This is a genomic window from Caproiciproducens galactitolivorans (genome assembly GCF_004768785.1).
Classification (GTDB): domain Bacteria; phylum Bacillota; class Clostridia; order Oscillospirales; family Acutalibacteraceae; genus Caproiciproducens; species Caproiciproducens galactitolivorans.
Map to the genome: position 1 here is coordinate 113651 of NZ_SRMQ01000005.1, position 22721 is coordinate 136371.

The 22721-nt window shown below is 46.9% G+C and carries 26 protein-coding genes; 1 reads left to right on the forward strand and 25 read right to left on the reverse strand.

The annotated features are described in order from the left end of the window. Nucleotides 1-22: 22 nt before the first annotated feature. From CAGA_RS07230 to CAGA_RS07350, 25 genes are all read right to left on the reverse strand, one after another. Nucleotides 23-652, reverse strand: coding sequence for a thiamine diphosphokinase (locus CAGA_RS07230; protein ID WP_135659305.1), 630 nt, complete (start codon nucleotides 650-652; stop codon nucleotides 23-25). Next, a complete protein-coding gene (gene rsgA / locus CAGA_RS07235; protein ID WP_135659307.1) occupies nucleotides 637-1524 on the reverse strand; it encodes a ribosome small subunit-dependent GTPase A in 888 nt (295 codons plus the stop codon). The genes CAGA_RS07230 and rsgA overlap by 16 nt, the downstream gene beginning before the upstream one ends. A gap of 4 nt (nucleotides 1525-1528) precedes the next feature. Continuing rightward, on the reverse strand, nucleotides 1529-3538 hold the full coding sequence (gene pknB, locus CAGA_RS07240; RefSeq protein WP_135659309.1) for a Stk1 family PASTA domain-containing Ser/Thr kinase: 2010 nt from the start codon (nucleotides 3536-3538) through the stop codon (nucleotides 1529-1531). Between the two features lie 20 nt (nucleotides 3539-3558). After that, nucleotides 3559-4290 (reverse strand): Stp1/IreP family PP2C-type Ser/Thr phosphatase, encoded by a 732-nt coding sequence (locus tag CAGA_RS07245; protein ID WP_243112976.1) that lies wholly within the window; start codon nucleotides 4288-4290, stop codon nucleotides 3559-3561. Then, nucleotides 4271-5326, reverse strand: coding sequence for a dual-specificity RNA methyltransferase RlmN (rlmN, locus tag CAGA_RS07250; RefSeq protein WP_135659311.1), 1056 nt, complete (start codon nucleotides 5324-5326; stop codon nucleotides 4271-4273). Before rlmN ends, CAGA_RS07245 begins: the two co-directional genes overlap by 20 nt. 11 nt (nucleotides 5327-5337) lie before the next feature. Beyond that, a complete protein-coding gene (gene rsmB, locus CAGA_RS07255) occupies nucleotides 5338-6672 on the reverse strand; it encodes a 16S rRNA (cytosine(967)-C(5))-methyltransferase RsmB (RefSeq protein ID WP_135659313.1) in 1335 nt (444 codons plus the stop codon). Beyond that, the gene (locus tag CAGA_RS07260; protein WP_135659316.1) at nucleotides 6672-7376 is read right to left on the reverse strand and encodes a zinc metallopeptidase; all 705 of its coding nucleotides are present in this window, start codon (nucleotides 7374-7376) and stop codon (nucleotides 6672-6674) included. Before CAGA_RS07260 ends, rsmB begins: the two co-directional genes overlap by 1 nt. A gap of 15 nt (nucleotides 7377-7391) precedes the next feature. Next, entirely contained in the window at nucleotides 7392-8315 is a 924-nt protein-coding gene (fmt, locus tag CAGA_RS07265) for a methionyl-tRNA formyltransferase (RefSeq protein WP_135659318.1), read from the reverse strand. A 16-nt stretch (nucleotides 8316-8331) separates the two neighbouring features. Then, a complete protein-coding gene (gene def / locus CAGA_RS07270) occupies nucleotides 8332-8805 on the reverse strand; it encodes a peptide deformylase (RefSeq protein ID WP_135659320.1) in 474 nt (157 codons plus the stop codon). Between the two features lie 15 nt (nucleotides 8806-8820). Beyond that, complete coding sequence (gene priA, locus CAGA_RS07275; RefSeq protein ID WP_135659322.1) at nucleotides 8821-11271, reverse strand: primosomal protein N'; 2451 nt, start codon at nucleotides 11269-11271, stop codon at nucleotides 8821-8823. Between the two features lie 18 nt (nucleotides 11272-11289). Further along, a complete protein-coding gene (locus CAGA_RS07280) occupies nucleotides 11290-11499 on the reverse strand; it encodes a DNA-directed RNA polymerase subunit omega (RefSeq protein WP_135659324.1) in 210 nt (69 codons plus the stop codon). Beyond that, nucleotides 11492-12103, reverse strand: coding sequence for a guanylate kinase (gene gmk, locus CAGA_RS07285; protein ID WP_135659326.1), 612 nt, complete (start codon nucleotides 12101-12103; stop codon nucleotides 11492-11494). The genes CAGA_RS07280 and gmk overlap by 8 nt, the downstream gene beginning before the upstream one ends. Continuing rightward, complete coding sequence (remA, locus tag CAGA_RS07290; protein ID WP_135659328.1) at nucleotides 12093-12371, reverse strand: extracellular matrix/biofilm regulator RemA; 279 nt, start codon at nucleotides 12369-12371, stop codon at nucleotides 12093-12095. Before remA ends, gmk begins: the two co-directional genes overlap by 11 nt. Before the next feature lie 28 nt (nucleotides 12372-12399). Further along, on the reverse strand, nucleotides 12400-13278 hold the full coding sequence (locus CAGA_RS07295) for a YicC/YloC family endoribonuclease (RefSeq protein WP_135659330.1): 879 nt from the start codon (nucleotides 13276-13278) through the stop codon (nucleotides 12400-12402). Between the two features lie 155 nt (nucleotides 13279-13433). After that, nucleotides 13434-14831 (reverse strand): oxaloacetate decarboxylase subunit alpha, encoded by a 1398-nt coding sequence (locus CAGA_RS07300; protein WP_135659332.1) that lies wholly within the window; start codon nucleotides 14829-14831, stop codon nucleotides 13434-13436. A gap of 14 nt (nucleotides 14832-14845) precedes the next feature. Beyond that, nucleotides 14846-15241, reverse strand: a complete 396-nt coding sequence (locus CAGA_RS07305) for a biotin/lipoyl-containing protein (protein ID WP_135659334.1) — start codon at nucleotides 15239-15241, stop codon at nucleotides 14846-14848. A gap of 45 nt (nucleotides 15242-15286) precedes the next feature. Beyond that, nucleotides 15287-16645 carry an acyl-CoA carboxylase subunit beta gene (locus CAGA_RS07310; RefSeq protein WP_243112977.1) on the reverse strand — a complete coding sequence of 453 codons (1359 nt, stop codon included), beginning with the start codon at nucleotides 16643-16645 and terminating at the stop codon, nucleotides 15287-15289. A 99-nt stretch (nucleotides 16646-16744) separates the two neighbouring features. After that, entirely contained in the window at nucleotides 16745-17143 is a 399-nt protein-coding gene (locus CAGA_RS07315) for a hypothetical protein (protein ID WP_135659336.1), read from the reverse strand. Nucleotides 17144-17155: 12 nt separating this feature from the next. Then, entirely contained in the window at nucleotides 17156-17899 is a 744-nt protein-coding gene (locus tag CAGA_RS07320; RefSeq protein ID WP_135659338.1) for a pseudouridine synthase, read from the reverse strand. Nucleotides 17900-17920: 21 nt separating this feature from the next. Next, nucleotides 17921-19069: a D-alanyl-D-alanine carboxypeptidase family protein gene (locus CAGA_RS07325; protein ID WP_243112978.1), complete on the reverse strand. Its 1149-nt coding sequence runs from the start codon at nucleotides 19067-19069 to the stop codon at nucleotides 17921-17923. A 45-nt stretch (nucleotides 19070-19114) separates the two neighbouring features. Beyond that, the gene (gene ytfJ, locus CAGA_RS07330; protein WP_135659340.1) at nucleotides 19115-19582 is read right to left on the reverse strand and encodes a GerW family sporulation protein; all 468 of its coding nucleotides are present in this window, start codon (nucleotides 19580-19582) and stop codon (nucleotides 19115-19117) included. Then, a complete protein-coding gene (locus CAGA_RS07335) occupies nucleotides 19575-20234 on the reverse strand; it encodes a DUF2953 domain-containing protein (RefSeq protein ID WP_135659342.1) in 660 nt (219 codons plus the stop codon). The genes ytfJ and CAGA_RS07335 overlap by 8 nt, the downstream gene beginning before the upstream one ends. A gap of 23 nt (nucleotides 20235-20257) precedes the next feature. Beyond that, entirely contained in the window at nucleotides 20258-20818 is a 561-nt protein-coding gene (scpB, locus tag CAGA_RS07340) for an SMC-Scp complex subunit ScpB (protein WP_135659344.1), read from the reverse strand. Then, nucleotides 20788-21528, reverse strand: coding sequence for a segregation and condensation protein A (locus CAGA_RS07345; RefSeq protein WP_135659346.1), 741 nt, complete (start codon nucleotides 21526-21528; stop codon nucleotides 20788-20790). Before CAGA_RS07345 ends, scpB begins: the two co-directional genes overlap by 31 nt. A gap of 11 nt (nucleotides 21529-21539) precedes the next feature. Further along, nucleotides 21540-22232, reverse strand: coding sequence for a site-2 protease family protein (locus CAGA_RS07350; protein WP_243112979.1), 693 nt, complete (start codon nucleotides 22230-22232; stop codon nucleotides 21540-21542). Between the two features lie 201 nt (nucleotides 22233-22433). Between CAGA_RS07350 and rpmB the strand changes: the two genes are divergently transcribed. Beyond that, entirely contained in the window at nucleotides 22434-22622 is a 189-nt protein-coding gene (gene rpmB, locus CAGA_RS07355; RefSeq protein WP_135659348.1) for a 50S ribosomal protein L28, read from the forward strand. Nucleotides 22623-22721 lie beyond the last annotated feature (99 nt).

Sequence of the window (22721 nt, forward strand, 5' to 3'; positions counted from 1 at the left end):
CGTGAGGGGCAAATTGGTTCATTTATGAAAGTAAAAAAATAAGGGCGTTTCCGCTATGTACAATAATCTGTGCACGGTTCGTAAGAATCACATTACTGATGCCAATCGGGTTTACGGAAGAGATGCAGGCGTCACGCAGCGGATATTTCATCCCTACATAGCTGACTGTGCAAAAAGCGGACCCAAACGGAAATACGGATACCGTACAGCCCTTTAAATCGCTCAAAGTCATCCTGCCGTCGCTCAGAAGAAAAACGCGGCAGCCATCGTCCGCAATTTCCGCCCTGTATCCCTGTGAAACAAGAAACTGTAACGCGCACAGGTTCGCATAGGAATGATCCATGCGCCCGCCTAAGGAGCAGAGAAGGGTAAACGAATTGTATCCCCTCCTCAGGGCTTCCCGTATCGCCGCCATCATGTCCGTATCGTCCTTTTCCGTTTGCAGCCGGATGGTCTCAACTCCTTGCGGCAGATCCGATTGAAGCGAATCGAAATCGCCGATAAGCAAATCCGGAACGATATTGTTTTGCTTTGCAATATCTAGTCCACCGTCGGCGCAGATGACGTAAGAATCGTTAAAATCCACATCAGCCGGAATACGGCTGCCCGGCGAGGAGCCGATTATAATACATTTCTTTATTTCAGGTTCCATTCCTTCAGATCCTTCACTTCCTGATACATCGCTACGTAACTCTCGTGACGGGATTTACTGATTATGCCCTCTTGCACGGCCTGCAATACGGCGCAGCCTTTTTCACAGGTGTGCGAGCAGGTCGAAAATTTACACTGATTTAAATAAGGGATAAACTCGCGAAAGCAATAGGGAAGCCTTTCTTTTTTAATGAGGTCATACCGTTCCAGGCTGATGGACGAAAACCCAGGCGTATCCGCAACATAGGTTTCACCGCTCAGCTTCAGCAAAGCCACCTGCCTTGTCGTATGCCGGCCGCGCCCCAGCTTTTGGCTGATTTCTCCGGTTTCCAGATGAAAACGGCTGTCGATCTGATTCAGAAGGGAGGTTTTTCCAACTCCCGAATTGCCCGTAAAGGCAGAAATTTTCCCTTTAAGCAATTCCCGAACCGCCTCAACGCCCTCACCGGTAACGGATGAGACCGTAAGCAGTAGTATTCCTGTCGTCCGGTAAATGTCGATCAGCCAGCCACCATCCTGCAAATCGGTTTTCGACAGCACAATAACCGGCTCAATGCCCCGTGCCTCCGCTGCGGCAATCGTCTTGTCAATAATCAGCGTGTTGGGAGATGGGTCACAGACCGACACAACCAAGATAAGCTGATCAATATTGGCGATCGGCGGGCGGATCAGGTAGTTTGCACGCGGCAGGATTTCTTCGATTGTGCTTGTCCCGTCGTTTTCCAAGCGGATCGTGACATGGTCGCCGACATAGGGAGTCACTTTCTTTTTTCGGAACAGTCCTCTTGCTTTGCATTCATAGAGAGAACCGGCGGCTTCCACATAATAAAAGCCGCCAATCCCCCTTACAATCATTCCGTTTAATTGACTCATAGCATCAATCAGCAGGAGTGATCGGCCCGCTTACCGATTCACTCGATGAATTGTTTTCCGTATAAGGATAGCTTTCTTCCTGTTTAAAAGTACCCTCGCTAAAATCAAGGGTGTATACCTGATATTTGTTTCCGTCCAGCTGGATTGTCAGCTTCTTTTGTCCGCTTGAGCCAGTAAAAGTAAGCGGGCATACGTCATTATACGACGGATTAACGGTTTTCTCCGTTTGCAGCTCGTTTCCAAGATAAACCTTCAGGTTGATATCGTGGGTTACATTCTTTGGAAGGTGGACATAAATTTCAATGGTTTTTTCCGATTTCTTACCGGAGCTGACAATAATGGATACGGAGCTGCCCTTTGCAACCTGCACACCTGGCAGCGGCGAAGTTTCAATAACGATATCCTTTGCCTTATTGGTATCGTCTTTCGTAGTGATTTTCCCAACCACTAATCCGGCTGCAAGAATATCTTTTTTTGCGGCTTCCAATGTTTCATCAATGACGGCAGGTACAGCCACTTTTTCCGTTTTGCCGCCGGTGCTTACGTACACGCTTACCTTTGTCCCTTCAGAAACCTGTGTTCCAGCAGGAGGATCGGTATTCTGTACATAGCCCTTGATCACATTCGTGTCCTCAACCGGCAGAATTTCGTACGTAAGATTCAGTTGTTTCAAAATGCTGATTGCTTCATCCTGCGTATTTTTGGTCAGGTCAGGAATCGTAACCATTTTCCCGCCGGCGTTGATGGTAAGGGTGACTTCCGTATCGGGTTTCACCATTGTCCCGGCCGGAGGGTTCTGGCTGAGAATGATGCCCGCCTTTTGTGTCGTATCATTTTTGGTTTCCGTTACGAATTTAAAGTTCTTGTATTGCGGATCGCTTTTTACTTCGTCATAGGTTTTGCCGACAAAGTTCGGAAGCGGCACATCGTTTGCACTACTGTTGCAACTGTGAAAAAGAGCAGCTAATCCAAACCCGATGGCTACTATAACAAACGCGGCGGCGATTCCGCTGATAACCAGCGAAGCAGTAGATTTTTTCTTCTTTTTGGGATTTCTGACCGGTTCCTCTTCATACTCATAATTATCATTATAGACCGGCTGCTCGGCTCCTCTTACCGTGTTAATCGCATCAATGTATTTTGTCGGCTTTTCATCAATAAAATATTTATACTGAAAACGGATACTCGGATTTCTGCGAAATTCTTCAATATCGCGAAGCATTTCGGCAGCCGACTGATACCGCTGCACAGGGTTTTTCTGCATTGCTTTTAAGGTGATTTCTTCAAGGCCGTCTGGAATACCGGGATTAATCTCCTTCGGCGGCTTCGGGTCCGCCTGAAGCTGCATGATCGCGACGGAAACGGCGCTGTCCGCTTCGAAAGGAAGCTGCCCGGTTATCATTTCATACAGCATGACGCCGACGGAATAAATATCCGCCTTTTCGTCCGTTAAATCCCCTCTCGCCTGTTCAGGGGCAATATAATGTACGGAACCGATTGCTTTATCGGTCATAGTGCGTGTTTCGCTTCTTGAAAAGCGCGCAATACCGAAGTCCGTCACCTTGATGGTTCCGTCCTGCAGCAGCATGATGTTTTGCGGTTTAATATCGCGGTGGACAATGCCCTTTTCATGGGCATGCTGAAGCGCGCGCAGGATTTGGATGGTAAAATGGATTGCTTCCTTCCATTTAATTTCCTTTTGCTGATCAAGGTATTCTTTTAATGTGATTCCATCGATATATTCTTCTACGATATATTGGATGCGGTCGCCGAAGCTAACGTCAAAAACCTTGACGATATTCGGGTGTGACAGAACCGCAATTGCCTTGGATTCGTTTTTAAAACGCCGAATAAATTCATCGTTGCCTAAAAACTCGTCTTTTAATATTTTTATGGCAACAGTACGGTCGTCAATCTCGTCGTATGCGCGGTAAACCAGCGCCATTCCGCCGGAGCCGATCAGTTCATGTATTTCATAGCGTCCGTCAAGCCTTTTTCCGGTGTATTTATCCATAAAATCACTCCTGTCAGCAGTTAGTTCTCAATGATGACAACGGTTATATTGTCACCACCGCCGCAGTCCTTTGCAAGCATAACGAGTTTCTCGGTCAGACTTTCTGCATTCATTGTGCCGGAAAGCTGGTAAATTTGCTCGGCGTCAACGTAATTAGTCAATCCATCCGTACAAATCAAAAGCAAATCACCTGCAAGAAATTCCTTTTCGCAATAGTCGATTAAAATGGAGGGTTCCACACCCAAAGCCCGCGTGATAATATTTTTTTGAGGATGTATTTTTGCCTGTTGTTCTGTCAAGTCACCGTTATTTACCATCTCCTGCACCATCGAATGGTCTACGGTCAACTGTTTTATTCCGTCTTTGCCCAAAAGATACGCCCTGCTGTCGCCTGCATGCGCAATATGTGCCAGCCCATTGGAAAGAATCGCAGCCACCACCGTGGTTCCCATTCCGTTCAGTTCCGCGTCTCCTTTCGCTTTCTCGTGTATGGTGAGGTTCGCGTTATAAATTGCTGTTGTGATTAAATCCTTAATTGCGTTATCGGACATACCCGGAGTATAAGATGACTGCATCTGATCTGAAATACAGTCTACGGCAATACTGCTTGCGATGTTGCCTCCGTTTACACCGCCCATCCCGTCGCATACAACGGCCCATGCGGCCCCATCCGGAAATATTCCGCTTTTGCAGGCATCCTGGTTTGTTTGTCTGATTAGGCCAATATCACTTTTACTGTAAATTTTCAACATTGGCCACCTCCTCCTTATACCTGCGCCTTAGCTGTCCGCAGGAAGCGTTTATGTCTGAGCCGAGCGTCCTTCTAACCGTAGCCGTTATCCCCTTATTGGAAAGGATCCGGATGAATTTCTGTAACCGTTCGTTCGAACTCTTTTTGAAGCCGATCCCGTTCACGGCATTTACCGGAATCAAATTGACATGGCTGAGGGAGCCGCTCAGTTTTTCAGCAAGCTCCGCCGCACAGGCGTCGCTGTCGTTTACGCCGCTAATCATTGCGTATTCATAAGAAACGCGGCGCCCTGTTATTTTCGCATAATAACGGCACGCTTTTAAAAGCTCGTCAACACCCCATTTACGGTTTACCGGCATGGTCCTGGCACGGATCGAATCATTTGGCGCGTGCAGAGAAACGGATAGGGTAAGCTGCAGTTTCCTTTCCGCCAAATCATAGATTTTGTCCACGATGCCGCAGGTAGAAAGTGAGATATGCCTCATCCCGATATTCATTCCGTCGTCGGAGGTAACCAGTTCCAGAAAGCGAAGAACCTGTTCGTAATTATCCAGCGGTTCCCCCATACCCATCATCACGACGTTCGAAATGCGGATTCCGATATCCTTTTGAGCCGCCTGTATCTGTGCAAGCATTTCGGAAGCCTTCAGGTTCCGGGAAAAACCGCTTTTCCCGGTGGCGCAAAAGGAACAGTTCATTTTACAGCCGACCTGAGTGGAAATGCAAATCGTATGTCCATGGTGATAATCCATTAATACGCTTTCGACATGCTCGCCGTCGTTTAGGCGGAACAAATATTTGATGGTGCCATCCAGTTTTGATTCCAGTTTTTTTTCAATCACAGCATTCGCTATGTAATATCTTTCTGAAAGTCTTTGCCGGAATGCCTTCGATTGATCGGACATTTCTTCAAAATCGAATACTCCGCGATGAACCCATTTATAAACCTGCAATGCGCGAAAAGCCGGTTGGCCGTCGGCGGCAAAATCGGCTTTCAATTCATCCAGAGTCATTGATTTGATATCCTGCTGACTCAAAACATTCACTCCTATTTTTTTCGAAAAGCCGCAATAAAAAAGCCGTCAGTACCATGAAAATGCGGCATCAGTGTAAGCTGGTTTGCCGGTTCATCCACAGAATGCTGAATCGTGGCGGGCAAATGAAGCGGCAACGGTTCGAAATCGTCGTGGTTATTTATAAATCTATTTGTTACTTCGAAATTCTCTCTTGGGTTTAAAGTACAGGTAGAATAAAACAATATTCCATTGTCCTTTACCAGTTTTGAAGATTTACACAGAATACCGTACTGCAAATCAGGCAAACTGTCAATAGCTTGCTTCGATTTATATTTAATTTCCGGCTTGCGGCGGATAATTCCCAATCCGGAGCATGGAACGTCGCAAAGCACCCTGTCGGCAGGAGAAAGTTCCATTTTCGGGTTAGATGCGTCCCGGACCGCAGCCTGGATAATCGTCAGCTTTAAGCGTTCCGCACCCTGCCGGATTAACTGCACTTTTCCTTTGTATTGGTCAAAAGCGAGAAGCTCGCCCTGATCCTCCATCATTTCAGCAATTGTAAATGCTTTGCCGCCGGGCGCGGAGCACACATCGATCACTCTTTCACCCGGTTTCGGGTCAAACAAAAAACAGCAAAGCTGCGAGGAAAGATCCTGTATATGAAACAGTCCTTCCCGAAAGCTTTTGCAACTACCGATTGAACCGGTATGTTCCAGTTCTAGTGCGTTAATAAACCATGGTACAGCTTTTGCTTTGATCCCTTCCTGTTCCAGTCTTGCAATTAAGTTTTCCTCGGATATGGAAAGATTATTCACTTTTGCGAATATAGGCGGCTTCTGAAAGGCGCTTCGCAGCAGACCGGTCATGCAATCGTGCCCGTAGGCTTCCTCCCAAAGTCGGATAATCCATTCCGGACAGGAGTATTGAATGCTTAGAGCCGTTCGCGGTTCCGTTTGAGCATCCGGCATTTTTATCTGGTCGATGTTCCGAATGAGGGAACGCAGAACCGCATTAATAAAACCGGAAGCTTTTGCGGCCTTGTTGGCCTTTGCTAGATTTACTGACTCGTTTACCGCCGCAGAATTTGGAATTTTTTCAAGATAAAGAATCTGAAACGCGCCCATCCGAAGGATTTCAAGCACAACCGGCGACATTTTCGAAACAGGAGTTTTTGAAAATTGATTTAGAATATAATCGAGCGTCAACCTGCGCTCCAGAACACCGTAAAAAATAGCGGACGCCAGCGCTTTGTCCCGTTGATCTAGTGAATAGGCTTCCAGCGTTTTATCAAGAACAATGTTGGAATAGCCTTCGTCAACGTTTACATGCAGCAACGCCGCAAGCGCCGCGGACCTTGCGTTATTCATTAATCCCTACCCCGTCTGTTCCCCGCAAGGACAACCAATCTTAAAAGGGACATGATCGCGGCAAAACTGGCCGCCAGATAAGTCATCGCAGCAGCTTTCAATACTTTTTTTGCGCCTTCAAGCTCATCGGGGTACAGAATCCCCGCTTCGTCCAGCGCGCGGATTGCGCGTATGCTTGCGTTGAATTCAACCGGCAGGGTTACCAGTTGAAACAGCACAGCCAGCCCGAAGAGGGCAATACCCAGATACACGACAAAACTATACCTCACCGGCAGAATCAGGCCGATAATCACGAGCGGCATCCCCAAACTGGAGCCGAAATTTGTTATCGGAACCAGAACTGTACGAACTTTATTGGGAAAATAGCCCTGCGCGTGCTGAATCGCGTGACCGGCCTCATGTGCTGCCACGCCCACAGAAGCAATGCTTGTGGACGAATAAACATCGTCAGATAGACGGATTGTGTTATCGCGCGGGTCAAAATTGTCCGTAAGTCTGCCCTGGATGCGCTGTATCTGCACACCGGCAGCACCGCCGAACCGCGCGACGCTGTCTGCCGCCTGCGCGCCAGTCATGTTCCGGATTGTCAAGATGCGGGAATACTTCTCAAATGTGAACTGTACTTTAAACTGAGCATACATAGTGATGATCAGAGCCGGAAGAATAAATATGAAATATGTATAGTCAAAATAATAGAATCCCATTGAAAAACACCTCGTTTATCGTAAAATCTTTTCTTCTCCAATCGGATGCCCGCGCAGAAAATCCTTTCCGCTCATTCTTTTTTTGCCTTCATATTGGACTTCCAGCAATTCCAGCGCCGTATTGCCTCCGCAACAAACAATAAACACGCCGTTCGCGTTTACCGGATGCCCTGCTTCTCCCGAATAGCCATCCACAATTTTGGTTTTGTATATCTTCAAAAGCTTGCCGTGGAAAGTCGTATCCGCAACCGGCCACGGGGACAGGCCCCGCACCAAATTATGAATTTCCTGCGCCGGTTTGTTCCAGTCGATATGGGAAAGCTCTTTTGTCAGCATAGAAGCATAGCAGGTTTCCGAATCTCCCTGTGGGATTCGCTGTATGGCGCCTTTTTCAATTCCCTCGAGCGTCTTTATAATCAACTCCGCACCGAGCTGGGAAAGCCGGTCGTGCAGTTCCCCTGCCGTTTCCTCCGATCCGATTTCTATTTTTTCCTTTAACAGCATATCGCCGGTATCCAGCCCTTCCGCCATATACATGGTTGTAACGCCGGTTTCCTTTTCTCCGTTGATGACCGCCCACTGAATCGGCGCCGCCCCGCGGTACTTCGGAAGAAGGGAAGCGTGCACATTAATGCAGCCGTAAGGCGGAACCGCAAGGATCTCTTTGGGCAGAATTTTCCCGTAGGCGACGACAACAATCGCATCCGGATGAAGGTCCCTAATCAATTGTGCCGCTTCCTCTGTGCGCAGGGTTTTCGGCTGGTAAACAGGAATGTTTTTTTCCTGCGAAAGCACTTTCACCGGCGGCGGGGTTAGTGCATAGCCCCTGCCCTTCGGCTTATCCGGCTGTGTAAAGACCGCGCAGACCGTATGCTTTTCTATGATGGATTGCAGGCACGGCACGGCAAAATCCGGTGTACCCATAAAAATGATACGCATTGAATCACCCAATTCATTATTTTAAGTTCGCTAATTCTTCTTCACTAAGCATATGGATTACATGGGATTTAAAAAGGATACCGTCGAGATGGTCGATTTCATGGCAGAAAACCGTAGCCAGCAATTTTTCGCCTTCTATTTCAAAAAACTCGCCTTTTCTATTCTGCGCCCGTACCTTCACGTGCATTGGGCGCTTGGTAATTCCGTATTGCCCGGGGGCGGAAAGGCATCCTTCTAAGGGTTCCTGTTCTCCACTTTGTTCAAGAAAAACTGGATTAATCAGCTCAATTGGGCCCTCGCCGATATCGACCACAACGGCGCGGCGCAGGATTCCTACCTGCGGCGCCGCCAGCCCGACGCCGTCCGCGTCATGCATGGTTTCCTGCAGGTCATCCAACAGCTGCACCAGCTTCTTGTCAAATTTCTCAACAGGATGGCTGACTTTATTTAGAAAAGGGTCTCCTTCTTTTATAATGTTTCGAATTGCCATAATTATACCTCCATTTTATAGAATGCTATTCGGATTCATATCAGCAAAAACGGTAACGGATTTATATTCACGGTTTTCTGAAAACTGAATCAGCAGACGGGAAATCATTTCCCGTAATTTTGCGTTATTGCGGCATTTAATGATTAATTTATATCTATATTTATTATTTACCTTACCGATTAATGCGGGTGCCGGATTTAATACCCTCAGCGGCTGTTCGGGGTATTCGCTTTTTGCCAGAAATGCAAGGTTGCTTAAAAAAGTTTTGCTGGCTTTATGTACCTGATCCTGCATATTTCCCACAAAACCAATAACGCAGATATCGGAATAAGGAGGGTAAAGCATCGCTTTCCGGATAGCAATTTCGCCCTTGTAAAACTCCTGATAATCCTGCCGCGCGGCAAGCCGCAAAATAGAATTTTCCGGGGTAAATGTCTGAATGATCGCCCTTCCGGCAAACTTGCCCCGGCCGGATCGGCCGACAACCTGCGTTATAAGATCAAACGCGCGTTCATAGCTGCGGAAATCATCGCTGTATAATGTCTGGTCGGCGGAAAGAACACCGACCAGCGTAACGTTTTCAAAATCAAGCCCCTTCGCCACCATCTGCGTTCCCACAATGATATCGTATTCACCCTGCGCAAAAAGCCGGAGTTTTCTTTCGTAAGCGAAGCGCGTCATGGTGGAATCGGTGTCCAGCCGCAAAATACGCGCATCCGGCAAGAGCTCCTGTAATTGCTGTTCGGCGCGCTGCGTCCCCCAGCCCGTATAGTAAACCTGATTCTCGTGGCACTGCGGGCATTCCTTGGTAAACGGAATAGAATAACCGCAGTAATGGCACATCAGACGTTTATTGGCGGAGTGGTATGTAAGAGAGATACTGCAATGCGGGCAAGTAACAACCTGTCCGCATTTTTTACAGGAAACAAAGGTATGGAACCCTCTTCGGTTCAGCAAGAGAATCGACTGCTTTCCGTTTTTCAAGTTATCGTTTAAAGCGGAAAATAATTCCGCGCTTAAAATCGTATCGTTCCCATTTTCCAATTCCCTATTCATATCGACCACCGTCACTTCCGGCAGCTCTGCACAGCCGAAGCGGGTGGAAAGCGTATTCAAGCTGTATCGCCCGTTTTGCGCAAGGTAATAGCTCTCGATGGAAGGGGTTGCGGATGACAAAACAAGAAGCGCTTTATGATATGCGCAGCGGAATTTTGCAACTTCGCGCGCATGGTAGCGTGGGGAGGATTCCGATTTATAAGTGTATTCCTGTTCCTCATCCACAATAATAATACCGAGATCCTGAAAAGGGGCAAAAACAGCGGAACGGGTACCGACAGCAATTTGCGCTTCCCCGTTTTTTACTCTTTTCCATTCATCCAAACGTTCGCCCAGCGAAAGCCCACTATGAAAAACGGCTACGCTACGGCCGTACCTTTGGTGGAACAGGGCGACAGTCTGGGGAGTGAGTGAAATTTCCGGCACCATAACGATAATCCCGCGGCCTTCTCCCTTTACTTCGTCAATCAGCCGCATAAACACGGATGTCTTTCCGCTTCCGGTTACTCCGTAAAGAAGGGAAACGCCGCCCTTTCCTGACCGGTATTGCTGATAGAGATTCTCGAAGGCCTTCTGCTGCTCGGAAGAAAGCACGATATCCTCAGCATCTCCGTTTCCCGAAATATGCTCATAAGGGTTCCGGTAAACTTCCATTTCAAAATACTGCACAATGCCCTTTGTCGCAAGCGTATTTACCACCACGGGGGTCACCCCAGCAAAATAGCAAAGCTCTTTCAGGGAAGCACTGCCGGCTTCGCAAAGAAGATCGTATACATTTTTCTGTTTCTTTGTAAGCTTCGGCAGATACGAAAGATCGGTTAAGCGCACCATCTTCTGCGCCGCGTCTCCAATCCGGCGTACCGCTCCGCTGCTTTTGACCAGCACATTCGCGCTGCAAAGCTTTTGCAATACGGAATCGTCGGAAAAACCCATTGCAGAAAGCAACTTGTCCCGGTCAACAGAAGTTCTGGCATGCGCTAAATAGCGAATGACCTGCTTCTCCGACTCGCTGAAATCTTCCATGAAAAGCGTGTCCGAATTTACAGCCAAAGAGTATTCCGTTCGGATTTTTAAATTCAAGCCAGCGGGCAAAAGAAGCTTAACCGCATCAAACAGAGTGCAAAAATAATGTTCCTTCATCCAAGAAACCAGCTGCAAGCCTTCATTTGAAAGAAGCGGCGCCTTGTCAAGCACCGCCAGAATAGGTTTTAAGCAATCTGCAACCTTTTGTTCAGTAATCGCAAGAATAATCCCCTGACGTTTGCTGTTGGCTCCGCCGAATGGAACGATGACGCGGCAGCCCGGCTTTGCATCCGCCAATAGTGTTTCCGGAACGCAATAGTCGAAAGCCTTGTCAAAATGATAAACGGTTTTCTCAACCGCAACTTTTGCAACGGTAAATTCGGACATGTTTTAACCTCAAAGATTTTATTCCGATGCCTCTTGCTTTGGTTCAACAACAATATATTTATGTTCCATAAGCTCATGAACAGCCAGATCCACCGGCTTTTCTGTTAATATTTCCCCTTTTTCTTCCGCTTCGGAAGCAATTTCCCTCGCCCTTTTCGATACGGCAACCACAAGGGAGTACCGGCTTTGATCGGGTCCTATAATAAGATCTGCAGATGGTTTAAGCATGGTTTAAGATCCTTTCAATTAAATTATTATCACGCTGCACTTTATGCTTTTCGGCATGAAGGATATGAATGATTTCCTCCGCTGCCTGTTCCACCGTATCATTTATAACGGCGTAATCATAATGGACGGCTTGTAATATTTCATCCCGCGCAACCATAAGCCGCTTCTGAATAACGTCGTCGCTATCCGTACGGCGGTTTCTCAAGCGGTTTTCAAGAACCTTCAGCGATGGAGGCAAAATGAAGATACCGACACAGTCCGGGCACTTGCTTTGAACCTGCGCCCCGCCCTGCACTTCAATTTCCAATACCACATCCAAGCCTTCTGAAAGCCATTTCTCAATTGGTTTTTTTGGGGTTCCGTAAAAATTTCCGCAGTACCCGGCACTTTCGAGCATCTCGCCGTTTTCCGCCATCTCCTGGAATTTTTCCTTCGTTAAAAAATAATAATCCTTTCCATCGATTTCACCCTCCCTTGGAGGACGTGTTGTCGCGGATACGGAAAGACGGATATTGGGGTCTTTCTCCAGCAAATGTTTCAGTACCGTGTCCTTCCCAACCCCGGACGGGCCGGAAAAAACAATCAGAAGACCTTTACTCTTCATCTTCTTCCAGTTCCTCCTCGGTCAAATCCTCTTCGCGGTCGTTCAGGCGGTTGGCTACCGTTTCCGGCTGTACGGCCGACAGGATTACATGGTCGCTGTCCGTAATAATAACCGCTCTGGTACGGCGCCCGTAAGTCGCGTCGATCAAGGTACCCCTTTCTTTTGCATCCTGAATAACGCGTTTAATTGGGGCGGATTCCGGGCTTACAATTGCCACAAGACGATTTGCGGAAACCATATTGCCAAAGCCAATATTTATAAGCTTCATAAAATACTCCTTACGATTGCCACATCAATCATTCGATATTTTGTATTTGTTCACGAATTTTTTCAATCTCTGCCTTAATATTCACAACCATATGGGCGATCTGCGCATCAACACATTTGGAACCGATCGTATTTGCTTCACGATTCATTTCTTGAACAATAAAATCCAGCTTCCGTCCAACCGCCTCATCGGATTTTAACATATTGGCAAACTGGTCAAAATGGCTGCGCAACCGTACGGTTTCCTCTGAAACTGCCACTTTATCCGCAAAGATCGCCGCCTCGGTCAAAATCCTCTGTTCGTCTATATTGGAGTCGCCGAGCATCTCCCTCAGCTTTTGAAAAAGCTTTTGTTGATATTCTTTTACTGTTTGAGGAGAACGTTGCTCAATTTTGCCCACAATTTCCAAAATGGTTTGCGCGCGTTGCAACACGTCCGTTTTTAAACGGGCGCCCTCGGTTTCCCTCATGGCAATGAAGGCCTGCAACGCCTCGTCCGTTACCATTCGAACGGCGTCCCAAATCATCGCCTCGTCATCCGGCGCTTTATGAATGGTAAAAATATCAGAATATCGCGAAATAGTGTTTACGGAAATATCATCTTTCAAATTGTAGCGCTCGGAAAGTTCGCGCAAGGCGTTAACATATCCGGCGGCTAAGGAATGATTGATAAGAACCTGAGCATCCGTGTCTTCTAACGTTTCAACCGATACAAATACATCAATCTTTCCTCTGGAAATCTTGCTTTGCAGATAGGATTTCAATTTATCGTCTAAAAAACCGTATCCGCGGGTTATGCGGGAAGTAAATTCAAAATACCGGTGATTGACGGATTTGATTTCAACAATAATATTCCGCCCGTTCACCATTTTTTCGCATCTGCCAAAACCGGTCATGCTTCTAATCATGCATTTCATCTCAATTCACTTTAAAATCATACGGAATTGTTCGGAATCAAACAAAGCATATTATTTTATTATTTTAACAGTTTCCTGCTGTTATTGTCAACCAGAGCAAAACAATTCAGCCCCAGTACTGAGGCTGAATTGACAATCATCATTATTTAGACAGGATGAATCTTTTCTTCTGCGTCGGCGTGTTTCCCGTCAATTCCGTATTTCTTTTCCGCACGTTTTTTAAAGAAGTCCGTCGCTACCTTCGGGAACTGCGCGTAGGACAGAACATCTTCCTCCTGCTCAATCCACTGCGCACATTCCTTTCGCAGGGATTCCAGCTCCGGTTCGAGCAAATCCGCCGGGCGGCAGGTGATTCTTTCCGTATCGCCGATAATCTTCTTTGCAAATTCTTCATCAACCGGCAAGGGTGTGGTTCCGTACTTTCCGGCGATCAAATCCTTGAACTCGTTCGTGCACATTTTATAACGCTCGCCGGTTATGACATTATAAACAGCCTGCGTACCGACAATCTGCGAGGTTGGGGTTACCAGCGGAGGATATCCAGCATCCTTGCGCACACGGGGGACCTCCTGCATAACTTCCTCCAGTTTGTCTGCCTTCCCCGCCTGTTTCAGCTGCGAAAGCAGGTTGGAAAGCATTCCGCCCGGCACCTGATAGATCAAAGCCTTGGTGTTAACCGCAAGCATTTTGGGGTCAAGCAGCCCACTCTTAATGTATTTCTCCCGTAAGGTCATAAAGTATTCACGAATTTCGTTTAAAAGGACCAAATCCAAACCGGTGTCGTAATCCGTACCTTTCAGCGCCGCCACGATGGACTCCGTCGGAGTATGGGACGTGCCAAGCGCCAAGGGGGACATTGCCGTATCCAGCATATCAACGCCCGCTTCGACCGCTTTCAGTTCGCACATGGAGGCCAACCCGGAGGTGTAGTGCGTGTGAAGCTGCACCGGAATTTTTACGGCGGCTTTGATTGCCTTTACAATGTCATATGTTTCATACGGCGTTAAAAGCGCGGCCATATCTTTAATACAGATGGAATCCGCTCCGGTTTCTTCAATCCGCTTCGCGTAATCCACATAATACTCATGCGTAAAAACAGGACCTGTCGTATAGGATATCGCTACCTGCGCGTGCGCGCCCTCTTTTTTCGCGGCTTTAATGGCAACTTTCAGGTTCTTAAGATCGTTCAGCGCGTCAAAAATCCGGATAATATCAATTCCGTTTGCAACGGAGCGCTGGACAAAGTATTCCAGAACATCATCCGCATAATGGCGGTAACCCAGCATATTCTGCCCTCTGAAAAGCATTTGCAGCTTCGTATTCGGGCAATTCTTTCGGATGATCCGGAGCCGCTCCCATGGATCCTCATTTAAAAAACGAAGACAGGCGTCAAAAGTCGCCCCACCCCAGCATTCAAGCGAGTAATAACCGACCTGGTCTAGTTTGTTAAGTATCGGTAGCATGTCCTCAATCGGCATTCTGGTGGCAATTAAAGACTGGTGCGCGTCACGCAGAACGGTTTCAGTAATACCAATTTTCTTCATCTTAATTTACCTCCTTAATGGAGGGAAACAAGAGGAGCGCCGGAGTCGACGCTGTCCCCTTTGTTTACATGTACGGCTGCGACGGTCGCATCATGCGGAGCCATAATTTCATTCTCCATCTTCATTGCCTCCAATATGAGCAGGACGTCATTTTTCTTAACGCTTTGCCCGGGGGTAACATTGACCGATACAATGGTACCTGGCATTGGGCAAGATATTAACTCTGCGTCTGCCGGAACATCCGCCTTTGCTGCCGGTGCTTTCACAGGAGCCGGGGCGGGCGTGGGTGCAACAGCAGGTTGCGGTACGACTGCGGGCGTGGTAGATATGGAAGCAGGTGGGGTATTTCCAACTTCCTCTACCTGAACATCATACACTGTGCCGTTAACGGTTATTTTAAGGTTCTTCATTTCGTTGACCTCCTAAAATATGCAGAATTCTATGAGTAATAGAATCTATATTTGAATATTACTATGTTTTTTGGAAAGGCCGGAAACTCTTTTTTCCGCGAGCATCTGCAGGTTTGCGATAACGCGAATCCTTGTATCTTTCGGATGAACAATATCCTCAATGTATCCATCTGCAGCAACAGCAAACGGAGAGGCTTCCGTTTCTTTATATTCTTCAATCAGCTTTTTACGGTCTTCCACCGGATTGGCAGAATTGGCAAGGCGGTCGTTCCAAAGAAAGATTGCTGCTGTTTCCGGCGCAAGCGGGGAAACCACCGCATTGGGCCACGCCATCGTGTAATCCGAATTCGCTCCGCGGCCGGCGACCGCAATATAAACGGGGCCATAAGCGGAACCGGTTATAACCGTGATTTTCCCCGTGGTCGCTTCGGAATAAGAGCTAGAGAGCTTAGAAGCTTCACGAAGAGATTCAAATTTCTCCGCGTTGACAAAGGTCACAATCGGCAGGGAAAATGCGTCGCAGAACCGGATAAAACGAGCCGCTTTCGTGCAGGAATCCGCATCAAGCTCCCCTTGTAATGCTACAATTCCGGTTGTAGAACCATCAATTTCCGCAAAACCGGTTATGGAAGACGTTCCGAACCGGTCGCCCAGTTCTACAAAACTGGCGTCGTCACATACAGCGGTAAGAACCGTTCTCATATCGGAATCGCACGTTAACTCCGTTTCGTCGCTGATAGCCTGCATTTCCAAAACTGGAATACCGGACAGGTTATTGGAAGGAAGGAGCGTTACCAGCTTGCGTACAGTTGAAATGGCGTCCTGCTCATCTTCAGAAACGATATGGCAGATCCCCATTTTTGCCGCCTCTTCCGCCGAACCATGTTCACCGTTTGTGTCAATGGTCAGTTCGCTGTTCTTAGACATTACAATAAAATCAGCGCTCGCGGCAATCATCGCCGAGGTACCGATGCAAGGTCCTAGAATCAATGATATTTGGGGAACAACGCCGGAAAGTTCATTCGCATTTGCAAGCACATCCCCATACGCGGCAAAAATATCGCTTCCCTCTTTCAAACGCCCTCCGATGGAATCATAAATCCCAATAATTGGAGTACCTGTTCTTAAAGCCAGATTATATAATTTCTTAATTTTAGAAGCCTGTGCTTTGGACATGGCTCCTCCTTCAATATCTTTGTTCTGGGAAAACACAAAGACCGGACAGCCCTCAATCGTACCATACCCTGTGATTACTTCCGCCAAGTTTTCACCGGATTTCGCAAAACAGTCTATTTCATTAAAACTGCCTGCGTCAAATAAAGCGTTGATGCGTTGATACCCTGTTGTGCTTTCCACCGAATCGCGCAGACGATGCAACAGTTCAGCATTGTCGACCTTATTCATTTTTATTCCTCCAATATTGGTAAAATACTTGTGAAAAAATTTTCAAATTTTAAATAAATTATAATATATTCCCAACGGAAAGGCAAGGGATAATCTTATTTATTCACTATAATTGCAAATCTTTACAAATTTCGACAGGGGACAGAGCATACTTCCGTTCTGAAGAACAAAGCCGGCAGACTGAAAAAACGGCTCCCATCCTGCAATTTTTGACTCCATCTGATACGCGCCAATCGTTGAGCCAAAGGAAGCTGCGGCACGCATCAGGCTGTCCGCACACATGCGGCTGTCCCCATCCGCCTGCGAAAAATCCTTGCAGCCAGATATCTCCATTTTCAGCAAACGGATAGTGGAAGCTTTCATGTCCACAACAATATAACCTCGTTCATCCGCGCCTTCGCACATTACGAGAACCCGTGCGTCATCTTCTGCGCCGGGGACGGACCGTAAAATTCGTTCCGTCCTTTCCCTGTCTTTGAGCGGCAGTATGGTAATCATCCGCTTTCCTCCTTAAGCTTTTCTGGACTTGCCTTCTTTTGCACCGGCCATCAGTTTTTTTACTTCCTCATTTGTAAGCGGACGCCACTTTCCGGGCTGAAGCATGCCAAGTTTCACCGGACCGACCGCAATGCGTTTCAACCTTGCGACTTTCAAACCAAGCTGTTCGCACATTTTACGAATCTGCCGGTTCCTTCCCTCGTATAAAACGATTTCCAGAACAACGCGCCCGGCTTCCTGCGAAATTACGTTTACCTTTGCAGGCGCTGTTTTTCTACCGTCAATAACAATCCCAACGGCAATCTGTGTCAACTGATCCTCCGTTATGCCGGGCCGGACCGTTACGCGGTAGGTTTTCGGAATATGAAGAGAAGGGTGCGTCATCGCGTTTGCAAACTCCCCGTCGTTTGTCATGAGAAGCAGCCCTTCGGATTCCCTGTCCAGACGCCCAACCGGATAAACGCGCTCAGGAATATCTTTAACCAGCTCGGCGACGCATTTCCGGTTCATTTCATCGCTCATGGTGGTAATGAAGCCGCGCGGCTTATGCAGCATGATATAAACTTCCTTCACATGCGCGTCCAGAAACTTCCCCCTAATGCTGACTTTATCCTTTTGGGGATCAACTTTATCGCCGATTTTCGCGGTAACCCCGTTTACTTTAACCTCCCCGGCGGAAATCATCTCTTCCGCTTTCCTGCGTGAAGCGATTCCACAGTCTGCGATCAATTTCTGCAGTCGCACGTCTTTTGCCATTTTATTCATCCTCTATGTTATTTAAAATAGGTTCTTAAGCCATTCCATCCATTTTTGAAATATGTTCTTATCCGTTTTTTCCTGTGCTACCGTTGCTGCCGCAACAAGATCCGTGGTGGCCAGCGTCTGCGTATTCAGCGTATACCGTATGCAACCCACCGTTTGCCCCTCCTCCACGGGCGCGTACAAGAAAGAAGACAGTTCCACGGTTCGTTTAATACCCGAGACATCGCTGTATTCCACCGCGATATCATTCCCCTTGCAGCCGTGCACAACCACGCTGTCGGCGCCCCCCCCTACGATCGGTATTTTTACAGCATAGGAGGAGTCGTCAATCTTATATCCGGTCAATTTTGAAAAACCATAGTCCAAAAGCTTTTGATGGTCTTTCCAATCATCCGGATCATTCAGGGTAACAGCAATCAGGTTTACTCCGTTCCTTTGCGCAGACGATACCAGACACCTGCCGGATTTTTTTGTAAATCCGGTCTTTACGCCAATACAGCCATCATACATACTCAGAAGCTTATTATGATTTTTGAGCTTGCGCGTTTGATCGGGATTCACAAACTGAACTGCCATTACCTTCTGGCTGGCAATCTCGGCAAAATCCGGATTGTGCATTGCGGCCGCCGCAAGAATCGCCAAGTCCTTGGCCGTCGTATAGTGGTTTTCATCATCCAAGCCAGAAGGCGTGACAAAGTGCGTATTAGTCATGTTTAATTCCTTGGCCCTCTTGTTCATTAAAACAGCGAAAGCCTGATCGGAACCGCTGATCGCAATGGCGGCGGAATTTGCGGCGTCATTGCCGGAAACAAGCAGCATCCCTTCCGCTAAAGCCCTCAAGCTCAGCTTATCGCCGGGCCGCAACCCCATGGAAGAACCTTCTACCCGCACCATTTTGTCAGTAATCGTCACCACTTTATTATTCACAGCGGCGGTTTCCAGCGTGATTAACGCCGTCATAATTTTTGTTGTGCTGGCCATCGGGCGCCGTTCGTTTTCATTTTTTGCATAAAGAATCCGCCCGTCATCCGCATTTATTAAAATAGCGGATTTTGCCGACACTTGAAGCGGAGCGGTATCCGCGATAGCCATCATGGAAAAAAAGAACGGAAAGAATAAAACGATTAAAAAAGTTATTGCTGCTTTTTTTAACAAAACAACCACCTGCCTATAAATCTATATGCAGACGGTTGCTTTAATATTGAGTAATTATATTTGTGGATCGTCCAATTTAACGTCTTTTATCTCGGACTCGGATTTGGAGCAGCATTTGCCTTCGGAGCCCCGGTACCGTTTTCCGTCTCCCTTTTTCGAGCCGAACATTCCACCGATTTTATCCATGACTTCGGGGAACATACCGATAATCCGGTCCGCCGTATTGTTGTACGGATCAATTTGCAGCATCTTTACTTCTCCGTTGCAAATAGTAATAAAAGCAACCGGACTGATGGAAACACCGGCTCCGGTACCGCCGCCGAAGAAGGTCTTCTCGCTTTGCGTTTTCGTTGGAAAATCGGAACCGCCGGAAGCAAAGCCGTAGCTTATTTTTGAAATTGGAATAATAATAGAACCGTCCGGCGATGTAATCGGATCGCCGACAATAGAATTGATATCGACCATTTGCTTGATCTTTTCCAAGGTCGTATTCATCATGCCTTCAATGGGATGTTCACTCATGCTCATGCACCGCCTTATTTGTAGAATTATTTGAAATTTTCGGGTTTGCTTTTGCCGCTTTATAGAGCTTCGTCGATTGCATAAGCGCAGGCAGTAAAGATATTAGAATCGAAAGCAGCATTATTCGGGCTTTGTATTGAAAAAGTACGCTACTCTCTTTCCTGTTAAAATCGGGAACAACATTAATGTGATACCGCCTGCAATTCTTATTCGCAACCAGAATCCCCATTGCCGTATACACGACCGAACAGGTATAGCCGTAATTAATAGCGGCCTGCGCGGCGTCCTCGTCTGCAACCGTAATCTCCACGGAAATATTTTGAATGATCAGATGGGAAAAAAGCTTTTTTGCGGCTCCGGTTGCTATAGAGGAAAATTCGCTGATAATACTCAGAAAGCCGGATAAACCCTTCTGCTTTATTATTTCCTTAATTTTTGATTTTGTATCCTTTTTTTCTTCCGCTTCCTCTTTACCAACTTTTTCCTCGGATTTTTGGGGAGCCTCCCGTTCCGCAGGAATTTTATATCGGAAAAACAGGTACCGAATCGTTGCCGTAAACTCGTTTTCAAAGCGCATCTTTACGGTAACCGGACAGATAAGAAGGATGCCAAAGAAAAGGATGATTATAAAAAAAATCTTTAACGCGTTCATAAAGCCTCCAGCAGCGGTCTTGCCTATCCGGCTGAAACATTCTTGAGGTCGTTCTCTTCCTCCTCCGGCTGCTGCGTTTTTTCAAGGGGAGGAAGCTCGCTGAGCGAAGAAACGTTCAAGCAGCGTAAGAAACTTGGAGTCGTACCGTAAAGCAGAGGCCTTCCCGGCAATTCCAGCCGGCCCCGTTCCTCAATCAGCCCTTTTGCCGTAAGGCTGCCCAATACGCCGGAGCAATCCACCCCGCGGATCTGCTCAATAAACGCCTTGGTAACCGGCTGGTTATACGCTACAATCGCGAGCACTTCCATGCTTGCCTGGGAAAGCGGCGTATTCCTGCGCATATCCAAAATGCGGCGGACAAACGGTGTATATTGCGGATTGGAACACATCTGAAATTGTTCGTCAAGCTGTACAATTCGAATTCCGGCTTCTTCCCGGTTAAATTCATCCATTAAATTCTTCACTATTTTCAGAACGGTTGGCTTATCCAGTTCCAGAGCGTCCGCAATCCTGTCAATGGATACCGGGTCGCCGCTTGAAAAAAGAATCGCTTCTATTGCGCCTTGTATTTTTTTAATCTCCATTTTTTTACACCGCCACAAATCAATTTGACCGTTGCATTGCCCTTTTCTCCGTTAATTTGCACACGCTTCCCTTTTACCAGTTCCAACACCGCTAAAAAAGTCGCTATCAAATCCGATTTATCGGTTTTATCCGCAAATAATTCTTTGTACCTTACCTCATTCGTACGGTAAAGGCGGCGCAGAACATGTATGATCCGGGAAGATACGGATACAATTTTATGCGTTACAATGTTTGAGAACACCTCCGGCGACGGCGGGATAAAGCGTTTTCCATGCCCGACAGCCATATAATAGGCGTTATAAATTTCCATGGGCGTATGGTGGCGGCGGTATGTCTGATCAAACTCGATTTCCGCCGCTTCGCGGACAAAGATATCATAATTCAGCCTTTCCGCCATCAGCTCCGCAATGCGTTTGCATTCCTGATATTCCAAAAGCTGCCCGCTCAACTCTTGCCGGAGCTTTTCGCCCTCTTCATGTTTGGGAAGAAGGGAAACGGTTTTCATATAAACAAGACGGGCGGCCATTTCCAGAAACTCGCTTGCAACGTCCATGTCCTCTTCCTTCATAGCGTTTATCTGCTCCATATACTGATCCAAAAGCTCAGAAATCTGAATATCGCAGATATCCAGTTTGTTTTTCCGGATCAGATAGAGCAATAAGTCAAGCGGTCCCTCAAATACCGGCAATTTATAGGATAGTTTTTCCATATTGCCCCACTTTATAACAAACCGAAAAGTTTAAATGGCAGCGTAGCCAGCCAGAGGACCCCGTTCAAACATACATTCTGTAAAATTGCGAGAGGAACGCGAAGCATGCCGCTGAACAAGACAACAAACGCAATCATAATAATAATATTCTGGTAACGATAATAATTATAGAGTGCCTTGCTGGAAAGGAAAGCGCCGAGTATCTTGGAGCCGTCAAGCGGCGGAAGCGGAATCAAATTGAATACCGCCAGCGAAACGTTAATTACGATGTAGGCCGTAAAGAAATCATAAACAAATCCGGGCATTGAAAGGCCCTTCCACACAAAGAGAGCCAAATAAATGACTGCGCCAACAAAAGAAGCCAGCAAATTTGCGATTGGTCCGGCAAGAGCGGTAATCGCCATATCCCGGCGGGGATTTTTAAAATATCTTGTATCGACCGGCACCGGCTTCGCCCAGCCGAAGCCAAACATCAAAAGAAAGAATGCACCGATCGGGTCAAGGCTGACGATCGGGTTTAACGTAATCCTGCCGCTGTACTTTGCGGTTTTATCGCCAAGCTTATAGGCAACCCAGCCATGGGCGCACTCATGCAGCGGTAAGATACAGAAAATAACAAATAATGTTGCCAGTATTTGTGATACTACGGACGCCATGTCCAGGGGCTGTCCCTTTAACATATTGCTCATCATATCAAATAGCATATCGAAATTCTCCTTTATAAGCTAATATTATAATACGACTCCATAAAAAAAGCAAAACAATAATAAAAAGAAAAAATAATTTCAAAGATTTTCAAAGATATGAAACATAATGACGAAAAGGGCTTGCAATTATTTTGATTTTCTGATAGAATACCAATGTTGCGATTCTATACCAGTCCTTTTTAAAGGAGGTGCAGACACATGGCAAAATGTGATGTTTGTGGCAAGGACATGGCTTTCGGTATAAGAGTATCCCATTCGCATAGACGTTCTAACAGAACTTGGAAACCCAATATTCGGCGTGTTAAAGCAGTTGTGAACGGTACTCCTAAGCGTATTTACGCCTGCACCCGCTGCTTGCGTTCCGGAAAGGTTACCCGTGCTGTCTAATGAAAACAAAACATTAAGTTTAGAGGAGCCACATGAAGCGGCTCCTTTTTTCTTATTCCCTGGCCTAGTAAAAAAGTCATGCTTACTGCATAAAAACAG